The organism is Nitratiruptor sp. YY08-26 (genome assembly GCF_016593215.1).
GTDB lineage: Bacteria > Campylobacterota > Campylobacteria > Campylobacterales > Nitratiruptoraceae > Nitratiruptor > Nitratiruptor tergarcus.
Genome location: NZ_AP023063.1, coordinates 1409874 through 1424758 on the forward strand (window position 1 = coordinate 1409874; position 14885 = coordinate 1424758).

The 14885-nt window shown below is 37.6% G+C and carries 11 protein-coding genes; 2 read left to right on the forward strand and 9 right to left on the reverse strand.

The genetic code is table 11. From position 1 onward, the window contains the following. Nucleotides 1-15: 15 nt before the first annotated feature. The 9 genes from JG738_RS07655 to nadB form a co-directional block, all read right to left on the reverse strand. The gene (locus tag JG738_RS07655; protein WP_201337318.1) at nt 16-2220 is read right to left on the reverse strand and encodes a polyribonucleotide nucleotidyltransferase; all 2205 of its coding nucleotides are present in this window, start codon (nt 2218-2220) and stop codon (nt 16-18) included. Nucleotides 2221-2230: 10 nt separating this feature from the next. Further along, entirely contained in the window at nt 2231-2503 is a 273-nt protein-coding gene (locus JG738_RS07660; RefSeq protein WP_201337320.1) for a DnaJ family molecular chaperone, read from the reverse strand. Next, entirely contained in the window at nt 2500-3966 is a 1467-nt protein-coding gene (locus JG738_RS07665; RefSeq protein WP_201337322.1) for an MlaD family protein, read from the reverse strand. Before JG738_RS07665 ends, JG738_RS07660 begins: the two co-directional genes overlap by 4 nt. Continuing rightward, nucleotides 3967-6009, reverse strand: a complete 2043-nt coding sequence (locus JG738_RS07670; RefSeq protein WP_201337324.1) for an LPS-assembly protein LptD — start codon at nt 6007-6009, stop codon at nt 3967-3969. A 25-nt stretch (nt 6010-6034) separates the two neighbouring features. Then, entirely contained in the window at nt 6035-7315 is a 1281-nt protein-coding gene (purD, locus tag JG738_RS07675) for a phosphoribosylamine--glycine ligase (protein WP_084276465.1), read from the reverse strand. 274 nt (nt 7316-7589) lie between these two features. Then, nucleotides 7590-8222, reverse strand: a complete 633-nt coding sequence (locus tag JG738_RS07680) for a uroporphyrinogen-III synthase (RefSeq protein ID WP_201337325.1) — start codon at nt 8220-8222, stop codon at nt 7590-7592. 1 nt (nt 8223) lies between these two features. Then, entirely contained in the window at nt 8224-9774 is a 1551-nt protein-coding gene (gene guaA / locus JG738_RS07685) for a glutamine-hydrolyzing GMP synthase (protein ID WP_201337327.1), read from the reverse strand. Between the two features lie 10 nt (nt 9775-9784). Further along, entirely contained in the window at nt 9785-11086 is a 1302-nt protein-coding gene (gene nhaD, locus JG738_RS07690; RefSeq protein WP_084276468.1) for a sodium:proton antiporter NhaD, read from the reverse strand. A gap of 10 nt (nt 11087-11096) precedes the next feature. Further along, a complete protein-coding gene (gene nadB, locus JG738_RS07695) occupies nt 11097-12533 on the reverse strand; it encodes an L-aspartate oxidase (RefSeq protein WP_201337329.1) in 1437 nt (478 codons plus the stop codon). A gap of 89 nt (nt 12534-12622) precedes the next feature. Here nadB and JG738_RS07700 point away from each other — a divergent pair, with 89 nt between their 5' ends. Together JG738_RS07700 and uvrC are read left to right on the forward strand one after the other, a co-directional pair. Continuing rightward, nucleotides 12623-13075 (forward strand): hypothetical protein, encoded by a 453-nt coding sequence (locus tag JG738_RS07700; RefSeq protein ID WP_201337331.1) that lies wholly within the window; start codon nt 12623-12625, stop codon nt 13073-13075. Beyond that, the gene (gene uvrC, locus JG738_RS07705; RefSeq protein ID WP_201337333.1) at nt 13050-14852 is read left to right on the forward strand and encodes an excinuclease ABC subunit UvrC; all 1803 of its coding nucleotides are present in this window, start codon (nt 13050-13052) and stop codon (nt 14850-14852) included. The genes JG738_RS07700 and uvrC overlap by 26 nt, the downstream gene beginning before the upstream one ends. Nucleotides 14853-14885 lie beyond the last annotated feature (33 nt).

The window sequence follows — 14885 nt, forward strand, 5'->3', positions numbered from 1 at the left end:
AGCAAGAAAAAAATTTTACCCATTTTTCTTGATAACTTGCTTCAAAGCAAGCTCTATTTTATGCCCTTTTTGGCTGAGTACCTCTACTTCTACTTCGTCTCCACTCTCAACTACATCTTCTACTCTTTCAACACGACCAGAAGAGAGTTTAGAGATATGCAGTAATCCATCAACGCCACCTGGAAGCTCTACAAATGCTCCAAAAGATGTTGTACGTTTGACTCTTCCTTTGAGAATCTCTCCAGAAGTAAATTTTACAAGCTCAGGGGTAGGTTTACTAGTAATATTTTCAATATGTTCACACGCAGCTACAACTTTTGGCTTGCTTTTTCCGGTAACCCGCACTTTTCCTTTCTCTCTATCGATATCGACAGTTACCTCAAATTTTTCGATGATCTCTTTGATAGTTTTTCCTGCTTGCCCAATAATCTCTGCTACTTTACTCGGATGGACAAAAATTGTCTCAGTTGTTGGTAAATTCTCTTCATTGATCTCTATCTCATTTTCAGCTTCTTTCATGATTTCTAGAATATGGAGCCTTGCTTCTTTAGCTTGCTGTAAAGCCTCTTTTAAAACCTCTGGTTTAATACCCCCCAGCTTAATATCCATCTGCATTGCAGTTACACCTTTATGTGTCCCTGCAACTTTAAAATCCATATCTCCATCATGATCTTCTAGCCCCATAATATCTGTAAGGATCGCGTAGCGCTCATCTTCGACAACAAGTCCCATTGCAACTCCAGCCACGAGATCCGCAAGCTCAATATTTGCTGCACGCAGAGCAAGAGCACCACCGCATACTGTTGCCATAGATGAGGATCCATTTGATTCTAAAATCTCTGATACAAGTCTGTACGTTTTCTCTTCTGGTACATCTACTACAGGCTCTAACGCTCGTCTTGCTAAATTTCCATGTCCAAGCTCTCTACGTCCAGGAGCACCAATTGGTTTCGCCTCACCTACACTAAATGGAGGAAAGTTATAGTGCACTATAAAATGCTCATACTCTGGACCACTGCTCGTAAGGTTTTCAAACATCTGTGCATCGGTTTTTTCTCCAATAGTACATACCACTAGTGCCTGCGTCTCACCGCGTGTAAAGAGGCATGAACCATGGGCTGCTGGGAGAATATTTGTTTTTATATCGATAGGCCTCACATCTTTAAGCCCTCTTCCATCTGCTCTTTTTCTTTCATTGAGGATCATTTCGCGTACGATTTTTCTTTTATACTTTTCCACTACTTTATAGATGATCTCAAACTCCCACCCCTGCTCTTTGGCTACATCATCTTCAGCAATTTTTTTCGCAATATCGCGAAGCAATTGATTGCGCTCACTTTTTGCCATAGCAGTTACTGCATCTTTTATATCCTCTTTATAGATCTCATCAACATAGATCCAGATATTTTCATCAATCGTCTCAGATGCTAGAGGAAGTTCTCGCATAGGTTTAGCAGATTCAATGAAATATTTTTCATACTCCTCACACTCACGGTTAAGGAGTTTTTTACCCTCTTCAATAAGTTTTACAAGCTCCTCTTCATTTACTTCATTGGGCTCTTTTATCATAATAACCTCTTCAGCTAGCGTCGGATCCATGAATGGATCTACTGGCGTAGTAGGTACCACTTCTGTTCTATATGTCCCTTGGGAAGCCATTTCGATCATAAGAAGATCATCTTTTGTTCCTGCAAGATAGAGATCAAGTGTACTCTCTTTGAGTTGCTCTAAAGTTGGATTAAATACCACTTCTTCATTTATTTTAGCAACACGTATTCCGCTTACTGCTTGACGAATAGGTATATCCGAAATATACAGAGCAGCACTAGCAGCTTTCAGTGCTAAAACTTGTAAATCACTCTCTTTATCTGCACTCAATACCATAACAGTAATTACTACAGGATATAAAAAGCCTTTTGGAAAGAGGGGGCGGAGTGCCCTATCTACGACTCGTGCTGTAAGTGTTTCAAAGTCACCTGGTTTTTGCTCTCTTTTGACAAATCCTCCTGGAATTTTCCCTGCTGCATAGCTTTTTTCAATATATTGCACAGTCAATGGCAAAAAGTCTTCCTCTACAGGCTCTTCATCTAACACCACAGTTGCAAGCATAACAGTTTTACCACTGCGCAGCAGCACTGCCCCATTGGCTTGGCGTGCCACTTCTCCTATTTCATAAATCTCTTTGAGATTATCCATTTCAAATTCAAATCTGCACTTCATCCATATCCTTTCAGAATCTAAATTTATTTACATACTCTTCAAAAGGAAACTGTTTTAAAATCTCCTCTTGGGAAAAACTAAATTTATAATTTTCAATATAGTTTTTAAGTATCTCATATGCATGGTTAATTTGCGCCATTTTTTCGCTCTCATCTCCCCTATCAGGATGATAGCGCTTGCTCAGTTCTCGATAACGCTCTTTTATCTCTTTATAAGAAACCATTGGAGGAAGCCCCAATGTCTCTAAAGCTTCATGGATAAGTGTCACAGGATCTTGTCTCATTTGATAAACGATCCTGCACCACTAACTGTTCCTAAAAGATACTTCATATCTTGATCCACAAAATCGAGCCCCATACCTACAAAAAAGTTACGACATTTATCATTCAAAATATTATCTGCACCAATATAGGCATTTAAATGCTTGAGAAATCTATGACGATAACGCAGTGTTAGATGGGGTTCATCTCCTCTTACATCATTTACAGCATTAAAATCGTAAAGGTCAACTGAAGCCTCTCCCCTATCATTAAAAAGATAGTAATCTAGTCCCACTCCTCCGGTATTTTCTATCAGTCCTAAACGAAAACGCAAATCAGCATATCTTCTCGCATACTCTGCATTCACATAATAGGCTGCATCTTCATGTTTTTTTGGAGGAATGAAATTTCCGTTTTTATCTTTTTGCGAATAATCATCCATTGATACAACACCTAAGATATAGTATTTATTCGGTGTAGGAATATAACTCACACTAAAACTGTTTTTATTATAATTATCATCAACCATATACAAACTATTAAAATTTACATCTATTTGGCTCTTCCCTATAGCTGCAAGGTAGTTATCGAGCTTTTTGAATGAGCTGCTTCCACTACTAAAAAAGTTATCTGCAGATTTTATCGCACGAGAGAGCGGTTGTTTATTGTTTTTGAGGATATCTTCCAGATCTTCTTCAATTGTGGCAAATCTGTCCATAAGTGTAGGAAGTTTATCTTTAAGATCCTTTCCACTATCTCGTAGATAAAGCGTGATTTCATCTACACGCTGCAAGATTTTTGGAAGATCTTTATTGATGCTATCTGCAGTGCAGGCAAATTTATCACTCATGTTTCCGAATTTTCTTCCAGCAGCAGCCAACTCCTCGCCCATTTTTTTAATATTCTCTATACTTGCACTTATATTGTCGTGATTTTTTTTAATAAGTTCTTTGAGATTTTGCGTGATTTCTTGCAAATTCTCTATACTTTTTTTGAGATCTTCCCCACTTGCGCCAGCTATTGATTTGCGTAACTCTACTATAAAGCTCTTAAACTCTTTAGCTGCATCGTTAATAGTAGTAGAAGTTTGATCAAAAGATACATACTCTTTTTGCCTTTGGAGTGTTTGACCTTTTTGCACATACTCTGTTGAACTTCCAGGCTCTATTGCTAAATATTTTGTTCCCAAGAGGCTTTGCTGCTGTAAAACAATTATAGAGTCTTGAGGAATTTTTACACCTTCAAAAATAAAAAGCAAAGCTTTGACTTTTGCACCCTCAAGTCCAAGATCTTTGACAAATCCAACATCTACACCCTTGATTTTTACTTTTGCATTTTTCTCTAATCCGCTTGCATCATCAAGCAATGCATAAATTTCATACCCTTTTTTACCTAAATTGGAAAATTTATTTACTTGTGTAGTCAGTAAAAATAAAAACACTAATCCTATAGCAACAAAAAGCCCAACTTTCGCTTCACTTTTCAATTATAATGCCCTTTCGCTTACTGTATCAATGATAGATTTAGAAAAACCGCCCAGCGGATAAAACTCCAACCGAAAATAGATTGTATTATTTTCATACGATCTGCTACCCTCTCTTGTAAGAGTTGGCAGTACCTCCTCTTTATAACTTATCTCATAGCTCCAACACTTTTTTTGCATCCCCCAGCCAATACTCCAATTCCTTGATGCGCCATCTTTTAAATCATAATCTATTGTAGCAAATAGTTTATATTTTTTTGATAAATTACGACTACCTATAAACCGTATGAAATGAGAATCTCTTTCACCTTTTACTCTATTTTTGTAAAAGTGCGATAAGAACAGCTCTTGTAAATCATCTTTGTAACTGGCTGTAGTTACAGCTTCACTCAATATAGAACGGTTGTGAGAATAGAAGATATCAGTATTAAAAGCCAATCCATTATTAAATTTCACTCCTATTTCGTTTTCAAGATCATCGAGTTTATCTTGTTCGTTATAATTAATTGGCTGTACGAGTCTATGATACAACATCTCTTCTCCAGTTTTATCGTAAAAATATTCACTCAGACTTAAAACCACTTTTTTCGCATTGTTACCAATATTAATAAAAGGCGCTTGATCTCCTCGTATCTTTTCAAAACTAGGGATGTAGAAGGTTGTATCAAGATGGAGTATATGAAAAAAATCTTTATAATTTTTAAAAAGATCGCTATAGAAAGATATTTGGTGTTGATTGCGATAGATATAGTTATTTTTCCATTTTTTATTAAGATGTTTGTTAACAAAATTGTAATCAGCATAATTGGCAAAAAGATTTTCACTTATAGAAAATCCTAGCAAGTCATCAAAAAAAGTGGTAGTAAAACGTACAGGGATATTGAGTCGATACTCAAGAGCATTAAGCCCTTCTTCACGATAAAAGTGATTGAGCTTGATATCAACATCATAAGAGAAGTGACGATTGAAAAACTGTGTACGATATTTATGATACTGCAACGAAGGTACAAGTTGCAGAGTATTAGCATTATGAGTTTTGCGGTTATCTTTGAAATATTTCATATACATACCAAAATAGTGTTTATTAAAGCTAAAGACATAATTGAGCCTTGAAGTGATTTGAGAATCTACCCCCTCAATTTCTTTGTGTTTTTGCAGATTATAGTAATCAACATCATTATAGCTATGAATATCACTATAAAGGCCATCGTTTTTATAGATATTCTCTTTTGGTGTAAAGATATTTTCATGCTGATAGAATATATCAAGTCCATAATGCTTTTGGTTTTTTATCTTTTCTCTTTGCTGATAACTCTTCTTTTCGTAAAAAACTCCTGTTGTGATTTTTCCAAATGAATCTGGCGAATCGACAAAGCGAAATGCTGAATAAACTCCTTGCCCTCTTTTGGTACGAATTTGGGGAGTAATTTCCAAATCCCACCAGTTTTGCTCAGCAATATACAATGGCTGTAGATATATAAAGCCTTCATCTTGAGAAATCCCGAGATTTGGACGCAAAAGCCCAGTATGGCGCTGCTTGAGGGTAGAAAATCCGATATAAGGAACATATAAAAGAGGGATATCTCTAGCAAAAAATTGTATATGATAGAGATCTATCCAATGCTTTTTGCGATCAAGTACTCCTTTAGCAAATCCTAGTTTCCAGTCACTGCATCGTACATCACAACTAGAGAGAAAAGCATTTTTTAATTCAATCTTTTGAGGGTTTGCTTTTGCGCTCGTTCCACCAATCCATGTATTGGATCCAGACTCATCAAAAAAAAAGGATTTTATCAAAACTTTATCATGAATAAGATCGAGAATAGCAAAGTTACTTACTGCACTATATTTTGCATCATCAAGTATAGTGATGTCACCATAAAATTTAACAATTTGAAGTTTTTTATCATACTCGGCTCTATCTGCTTCTATGTGATAGCTCTTATATTCCACTACCACACGTTTTTTTGCTACTACTTGATTTTGCTGTGCTTCTACTTCATAGCTGTAGATTCTTACAGGCACCTCTTTTGCAAGAAGTGCCACACAGAGACAAAAGAGAGAGAAATATTTAGGACTCATTTACTTGCAAAGCTTGATAGGCGATATCTGTTCTAAATTTTTTCCCTGCAAAATGTACCTGTCCCGTTAGCATATATGCATAATCTCTTGCTTCTTTGATACTATCACCAATCCCAACACAGACCAAAACTCTCCCACCTGTTGCATAGAGTTTACCTTCAATCAGACTCACTCCTGCAAAACAGATATGGGCACGCTCTGCAAGTTCTTTGTGTACTATTTCATCAATGATAATTTCACTCGGTTTACTCTTGCCATAAGGATAGTTTTCACTTGCCATTACCACACCTACAGCATATTTATCATAAAACTCAATATCTAATGAGTCAAGCTGTTTTGTAGCAGCTTTATAAAAAAGCTCACTTGCAGGAGTTTTGAGAAGTGGCATCAATACTTCACACTCAGGATCTCCAAAGCGTACATTATATTCAAGTACATAAGGCTCTCCACCAACTATCATGAGTCCTGCAAAAAGCACCCCTTCATAAGGGACACCCTCTTGTGCCATTCCTTCAATGGTAGGCGCTATTATCCTCTCTTCAATCTTTTTATAGAGCTCTTCATCAATAAGTGGCGTTGGTGCATACGCTCCCATACCGCCAGTATTTGGCCCCTTATCTCCATCTAAAAGTCTTTTATGATCTTGGGCTGCTGGAAGTATTTTGTAGTTTTTTCCATCACATACAGCAAATATGCTCAACTCATACCCATCGAGATACTCCTCAACTATAACTCTCTCCCCTGCAGGCCCAAAAGCTTCACCACTGAGCATACTTGCAGCTGCTTCTTTTGCCTCTTCTTTGCTCTGTGCAATAATAACTCCCTTGCCAGCGCACAATCCATCAGCTTTTACTACAATAGGAGGAGTAAGCTCATCTATAAAAGCTGCAGCCTCTTCCATAATAGATGTTTCGATATAGCGTGCAGTTGGAATATTATATTTTTTCAAAAAGTTTTTCATATAAATTTTGGAACCTTCCAAAAGCGCAGCCTTTTGGGTAGGACCAAAAATTTTTAATCCATATTTTCTAAAGATATCTACAATGCCCTCAACCAATGGTGCTTCAGGGCCTACAACAGTTAAATCAATACCTCTTTGTCCGGCAAATTTTGCCAATTCTTCAAAATCACTTATCTCTACATTTTCTCCAAGTTCAAGGGTGGCACCATTTCCAGGAGCAAAAAAAATCTCTTCTACATTTTTATCTTTTTTGAGTGCTAACCCTATTGCATATTCGCGGCCACCACTGCCTACAACCATGACTTTCATATTTTTGATACCTTTATTGAAGAGTTGTGGGTATAAACAAAAAGCCCAAGCGGGCGTTCACGCAATGCAATGGTCCCTAAGACCATAATTAGAGAGAGCGAGTCTTGGATTAGGCGGCAACTTCTCGCTAAGACACCTTAGCTCAAGCGAAGTCACCGACACACACCAAGAACTACTGGCCTCTCTCAATCTCGCGATTGTCGGACCCCCATACTGCGGGTAGCGCACCGCTCAGGCTCTTATGCAATTATAACAAAATTTACCCAGTAAAACCTTAGGAATTACCTATAATATCAACAATCTCTTGTAAACTCTTTTGTGAAAAGAGCTTATAGGAAATATCTGCTGGCATATACGCAGCAGTTTTAGTACCTATTACAGCTGCTTGGTAGCTAGGATCCCATGTAAAACAGCGAAAGAAGCACTCAATAGTCGAAGGAGAAGAGAAGATGATTGTTGCACCTTTTTCTGGCTTATCAAGTGATTTGCACTCTTCACAAACTGTCTGATAAATTATCTTTTCATCAATACTGAATCCATGTTGTGATAAAATACCTTTAATATCACTGAGACTCTTTTTCCCTCGCACTAAAAGAAACCGACCATTTTTATCAAATTTTTGAGCTATCTCTTTGGCAAAATCCTCGCCATAAAAACTCTTTGCCTTATATATAACTTTACCACCCAACTGCTCTATAGTCTTTGAAGTGGCTTTTCCAATAGCTAAAGCTGGAATTTTTTTCCAAAGGGGATTAAAATAATTGATAATTTTTACGCTATTTTTGGAAGTAAAAATTAGATAATCAAAACCGTCTACCTCAATAGAAGAAACAAGTGGAATCTGTTTGATGAGGGGAAGCTTTTTAGCTCCCTCAACATCACTATCAGAGAGGATATAAATACTCACCCTACTCCCACTCTATTGTTCCTGGCGGTTTGGAAGTAATATCATAGACTACGCGATTAATACCATCCACTTCATTAATGATACGATTGCTAATAAGCTCTAAAAGATCATGAGGTATATGGGCAAAGGTTGCGGTCATACCATCACTACTCTCTACAATTCTGAGTGCTACTGTATTTTCATATGTGCGTTTATCACCCATAACTCCGACGCTCTTGACATTGAGCAACACCGCAAAACTTTGCCACAGTTTCTCATAGAGCCCATGAGCTTTTATCTCTTCAAGCAAAATAGTATCGGCCCTTCGTACAAGCTGTAAAGACTCTTCGTTGACTTCTCCTAAGATCCTGATTGCGAGTCCCGGTCCTGGGAAAGGATGACGATAGACCATCTCTCTTGGTAATCCTAGCTCTAGACCCAATTTTCTCACTTCATCCTTAAAAAGTTCACGTAAAGGCTCAATGAGCTCAAACTGCATCCAATCTGGGAGTCCTCCAACATTGTGATGCGATTTTATTGTCTCACTTGGCCCTTTAACTGAAACTGACTCAATTACATCAGGGTAAAGCGTTCCTTGTGCAAGATACTTCACATCTTTATGCTTTTTAGCTTCCTCTTCAAAGAGTTCAATAAATGTGTGGCCTATGATTTTACGTTTTTGCTCTGGCTCAGTCACACCTTTGAGAGCCTCTAAAAATTTCTTTTGCCCATCGATAACAACAAGAGGCACTTGAAGCATATTCTTAAAGACATGCTCCACTTTTTCTCTCTCACCCTCACGCAAGAGCCCATTGTCTACAAACACAGGAATAAGCTGATCTCCAATAGCTTCATAGAGCAGTGCAGTCACAACAGAACTATCAACACCACCGCTGAGTGCGCACAATACTTTATCATTGCCGACTTGCTTGCGGATCTTTTCTATTTGCTCTTTAGCAAAATGCCCCATATCCCATTTTGACTCTATCTTACAAATACGACGGGCAAAATTTTCTAAAATCTTTTGTCCCTCTTCTGAGTGCGAGACCTCAGGATGAAACTGCAAAGCATAAATTTGCTTTTGCTCATTAGCAATGGCTGCATAAGGAGAATTGTCAGTATGAGCTATCCGTATAAAACCTTCAGGGAGTTCTTCTACTTTATCCCCGTGACTCATCCATACAACCTGCCCATCTTTTGTACCTTCAAAGAGGGATGAAACGTGTCCGTGAATGGGATCAAAATAGAGTTTGGCCTTGCCATACTCATGATGCAGCGCGCGGATCACCTCTCCACCAAAATCAACAGTAATCAGCTGCATGCCATAGCAAATACCTAGTATTGGCAATCCCAAATCATATATCGCTTTATCTACCCTTGGAGCGTCAGGCTCATAAACACTTGCAGGCCCCCCGCTGAAAATAATACCTTGGGGGGATTTTTCTTTAATCTTTTCAATATCTTCAAAAAAGGGATATATCTCACAATAAACCCCAACTTCTCTAAGTCTTCTTGCAATAAGTTGCGTATATTGTGAACCAAAATCGAGAATTACAATAGGAACTTGCTTCATCTATTTCCTTTTAATATAGACCTAAAATCTCAAACTGAATATACCATAAAATAATCGAAAGCACATAACCAGCCAAAACTGTCCATGCATACTTCATATGTGCGCCAAATGTGTAAATACCTTTGAGTCTTCCCATAACACCAACACCAGCAGCACTTCCAAAACTAATAAGACTCCCACCAATACCAGCAGTTAATGTCACAAGAAGCCATTGATCGATACCCATTGGTGGATTGGCTTTAAGGATTGCACTCATTACTGGAACGTTGTCAATGATTGCAGAAATAAATCCAACACCAATATTGCCAGCAGTTGGTCCTATGATATCATAGAGTTTGACGACATATTCAAGATATCCCATAAAATGGAGCGCTCCCACTGCACTCAAAATACCAAAGAAAAAGAGCAGCGTATCATTTTCTACATTTTTCATATTGACATAGACATCGAAGTGATCTTCTTGGTTTTTGCGTTTATGCAAATAAGAATACATCTTCAAAAGAGCCAAACCAAACATCATGCCCCACATTGCAGGAAAATGGAAAAGTTGGTGACCTAAAACAGCTATAAAAATAGTAAATGCTCCAAGCCAAATAACCACTTTTGCTCCAGGTTTGAGCTCTGCTTTTGGCAAACTTGCATCAAAATGGGGCTCACCTTGTGGTACAAAAAATGAAAGTAGCCAGGCTGTCAACACCCATCCTGCAAAACTTGGTACAAAGAGATAGAGAAAATCTACAAACTCTCCTTTCCCTGCAGTCCAGGCCATTAAAGTAGTAATATCACCAAAAGGGCTCCATGCACCCCCCGCATTTGCCGCAACCACAATATTAATTGCTCCTGGAACTAAAAACTGCGTTTTTGTTTTATCAATTGTAAAGAGCACTGTTGAGAGAATTAGTGCTGTTGTTAAGTTATCTGCAACAGGAGAAATCCAAAAAGCAAGTGCTCCAGTTATCCAAAAAAGCTTTTTATAACTATACCCTTTTGAAGTGAGCTTATATTTGAGTACATCAAATACTTTTCTCTCAATTAATGTCTCAATAAAAGTCATAGCTACAAAGAGGAAAAAGAATATCTCTGCAATTTCTAAAATAAGCTTTTCCATCTCATTATGCAGTGGTTCTGGATCGAGATGGTTTAAAGTAAAATAGATACCTAACAACATAAACATGAGCGTACCAATAAGCAAAGCAGGCTTGGCTTTGTTCATATGGAACTTCTCTTCAGCCGCTATAAAATAGTAGCCAACTATAAAAATGACGAGGTTAAGATATCCTACCCACGTCTGTGTCAAATGAATTTCATGCATTTATTCTCCTTCAATCTTCTCTATAATGTGCACCTATACTCTCTTTTCTCTTCAGTGCTGCTTCTATTATCGCTTTTGCACTCAAAATTCTTAATTGCAAGAGATGACCAATATCTTGTGAAGCTATCATCTCAATAGTTTCCAAAGCTTCCAGTAGATCCTTTTTATGTCTTACAATTCCTACCTTCTCCCACATTGTGCGGCGAAGAAGGGATTTATACTCTTTATCTTTACTTTTGGAAAGTAAAAAGTTACGAGATTTGAACTCTTTAAAAGTAAGGTTAACATTTTGAAGCAGGGTATCTTCTATAGCACGTTTAGAAAATACAAGCCCTTCAAGCAAAGAGTTACTTGCCAATCTATTTGCGCCATGCACACCGGTACATGCTACTTCACCAATTGCATAGAGATTTTGCATGCCTTCAACTTTACCCCATGTATCTGTAGCAATACCACCCATAGCAAAGTGAAATGCTGGAGAGATAGGAACCTGCTCATGCGGTACTGCAAATCCTAAATTGCGAAAATTGCGGTAAATTGTTGGAAAGCGTTTTTTAAAAAACTCTTCACTAAAGTTCTCAAAATTAAGATAGACTTTGTGCCCTTCCCTTTGATACTTATAAATAGCACGACTCACTATATCACGTGGAGCTAGCTCCCCTCTTTCATCATATTCAAACAAAAATCTATAGCCATTTTCATCAACAATCGTTGCCCCCTCACCTCGCAATGCTTCAGTGAGAAGATACTTCCTTGCTCTTGTGTTGTAGACAAAGACCGTTGGATGGAACTGGGTAAACTCCATATCTTTAAGATGCAGCCCCTTCATAGCTGCAAGACCTTGCAAATCTGCACTAATTTTTTTGGCATTAGTGTGATATTCATATAGAGATCCTATACCACCACTTGCAAGAATGACATAGTTAGCATATACGTTAAACTGCTTTGCCCCTTGTCTCACTGTAACGCCATAGACTCTATCCTCTTCAATAAGAAGATCTATAACAATAACGCCCTCAAGCACTTTTGCCTTGCAGTGCTGGAGTAAAAATTTATGCAGTTCTCTTCCTGTTGCATCGCCTCCTGCATGAAGTATACGTGCTTTAGAGTGTGCTGCTTCTTTTGTAAAAAGAAGATTTCCCTTTTCATCTTTATCAAACTCAAAACCACGCATAATGAGATCCTCTATGACTCCAATGGAGTTGCGACTGAGAATCTCTACTGCTTCTTTATTACAAAGACCTGCTCCAGCTTTGAGTGTATCTTCAATATGTGATGGAATATCACTCTCATCGATTGCTGTTGCTACACCGCCTTGCGCATAGAATGTATTACATTCCCAAATAGGATCTTTTGAGAGTATCAGTACCTTTTTATTTTGTGGGATATTCAAAGAGGCGTAGAGCCCAGCAATTCCAGCTCCTACTATAACGTAATCATACTGCATTATCTGTTTTCCTGCTGTTTTTGATAGACAGGGTCAGCTTTATACCCGCAACCGCTCAAAGCCCCCATCAAAAGTGCTATAATTATGGTATGAAAAATCCAAATACTATATTTTCGCATCTCTATTCCAATCAACCAAAATTTGTTTATCAGCGATGTTTTCAAAGAATTATGAAACTTCTTCCCCAACGTTTCCAGGATCATATTCTTTACATATATAAAAAGCAAGAAACCCTCTACTTTGTACTCAACCATCCTGGCTTTGTTATGGAGTTCAATTATAATAAAAAACATATAAATGAGGTATTAAAACTTGCAAAAAAAGAGTATATTTATTGTCAAAATCTCGAATTTTCACAAATTAAGTGCTATGCCAAATTTCGTCCACCAAAACAGGAGCAATCCCAAACTTCATTGCAAAAATACAAAGAGCGAGCAAAAGGAGAGTTTGCTATAGAAGTCAAAAATGAAAAATTAGCCGAGATTCTTTTACGCATCAAAGAGAGTATCAAAAAAAATGCAGCAGCTCAAAGAGAAGATTAAAAAGCTCCCTGACCAACCAGGCGTCTATCAATATTTTGATGCTCAGGGAAGACTGCTTTATATCGGCAAAGCTAAAAGCCTCAAAAAAAGGGTCAAAAGCTATTTTCGCTTCACCCCATTTACACCAGCTCCAAACCTCTCACCTCGCATATATAAAATGGTAAGTGAGATCAAAAATCTCGAATATATTGTTGTCTCTTCTGAAAATGATGCTTTGATACTCGAAAACTCCCTTATTAAACAGCTCAAACCAAAATATAACATTCTCTTGCGTGATGATAAAACCTATCCCTATATTTATGTAGATTTTGCGCAAGAATTTCCAAGGCTAAAAATTACACGCAAAGTTCTTGCAGGCAAAAAGGTAAAATATTTTGGTCCATTTCCTAGTGCAGCAAAAGATATTGTAAACTCTATTTATGAAATATTTCCCCTTGTGCAAAAAGAGTCCTGCATAAAAGGAAAAAAAGCATGCCTCTTTTATCAGATGCAAAAATGCCTTGCACCGTGCGAGGGAAAAATTTCAAAAGAGAAGTATAGAAAAATTCTCGATGAAGCGATTGCACATATCCACAATAAAAAACTGCTTTTGCAAAAACTTGAGCAAAAGATGCTTGCACTCTCTGCGCAACTGCGCTTTGAAGAGGCTGCTCAGATAAGGGATCGCATAGATAAAATTCGCGCTATTGAGATCCAAAGTGAAATAGATTTTGCAAAACTCCAAGATATAGATGTTTACGCTATTGCTTCAGACAAAACCCAAGCTGCAATCGTAAGAATGTTTATGCGCGAAGGAAAAGTAGTAGCTAGCAGCTCAAATATTGTGCGCATTGATGAGTATAAAGGTTTTGACAAAGAAGAGGCTTATAAAAGAGTACTTTTAGAGTTTTATACTACACAAACTCCGCTTACTGCTTCTTTGATAGTAGTTGCCGAGGAATTTGAAGCAAGAGAGGAGTTAGAGAATTTTTTAAGTCAAAAATTTAACAAAAAAATAACTATAACACACCCCAAGAGAGGCGAAAAGCGAAGACTTGCAGATATCGCGCAACTCAATGCAAAAGAGATTCTTGCAAAAAGCAAACCAAAAAGCGATATTGAAGAACAACTCCAAAACCTTTTAGATCTTAACAGTAAACCCTACCGCATAGAGGTTTTTGACAACTCTCACATCAGCGGCTCCGTTCCAGTTGGAGCGATGATAGTCTATGAAAATGGAGCATTTGATAAAAAAAGTTACCGCCACTATAATCTGCACACGCAAGATGAATATGCACAGATGAAAGAACTCCTCACTCATAGATGTGAGAGTTTTGCAAAAAATCCTCCCCCAGATATGTGGCTTATTGATGGGGGTGAGACACTCAGAAGACTTGCACAAGATATTGCGCAAAGCTTCGGTGTATCTATCGATGTCATAGCAATTGCAAAAGAGAAGATCGATGCCAAGGCTCATAGAGCAAAAGGAGAGGCAAAAGATATTATCTATACACAAAATGGCGTTCTTCGACTCCTTCCAACAGACAAAAGATTACAATTTTTACAAAAATTACGGGATGAAGCACATAGATTTGCCACTACTTTTCATCGCAAACAGCGCAGTAAAAAAGCTAAAGAGCTTGAACTACTCAAAATCTCTGGTATAGGAGAAGCAAAAATTCGCAAACTTCTAAACTATTTTGGAAGTTTTGAAAATATTCGCTTAGCCAGTGAAGAGGAACTATCAGATGTCCTTAACAAAAAAGATGCAAAAAATATCAAAAAAAGCCTCAATTAATTTAAAATTTCAGATTATTATGGAATAATATAA

Coding starts and splice junctions, on each gene's coding strand:
- guaA (WP_201337327.1), bottom strand. CDS start 9,774: ATGAAGCAAGTTCCTATTGTAATTCTCGATTTTGGTTCACAATATACG.
- purD (WP_084276465.1), bottom strand. CDS start 7,315: ATGAAAGTCATGGTTGTAGGCAGTGGTGGCCGCGAATATGCAATAGGG.
- JG738_RS07660 (WP_201337320.1), bottom strand. CDS start 2,503: ATGAGACAAGATCCTGTGACACTTATCCATGAAGCTTTAGAGACATTG.
- nhaD (WP_084276468.1), bottom strand. CDS start 11,086: ATGCATGAAATTCATTTGACACAGACGTGGGTAGGATATCTTAACCTC.
- JG738_RS07700 (WP_201337331.1), top strand. CDS start 12,623: ATGAAAAATCCAAATACTATATTTTCGCATCTCTATTCCAATCAACCA.
- JG738_RS07655 (WP_201337318.1), bottom strand. CDS start 2,220: ATGAAGTGCAGATTTGAATTTGAAATGGATAATCTCAAAGAGATTTAT.
- uvrC (WP_201337333.1), top strand. CDS start 13,050: ATGCAGCAGCTCAAAGAGAAGATTAAAAAGCTCCCTGACCAACCAGGC.
- nadB (WP_201337329.1), bottom strand. CDS start 12,533: ATGCAGTATGATTACGTTATAGTAGGAGCTGGAATTGCTGGGCTCTAC.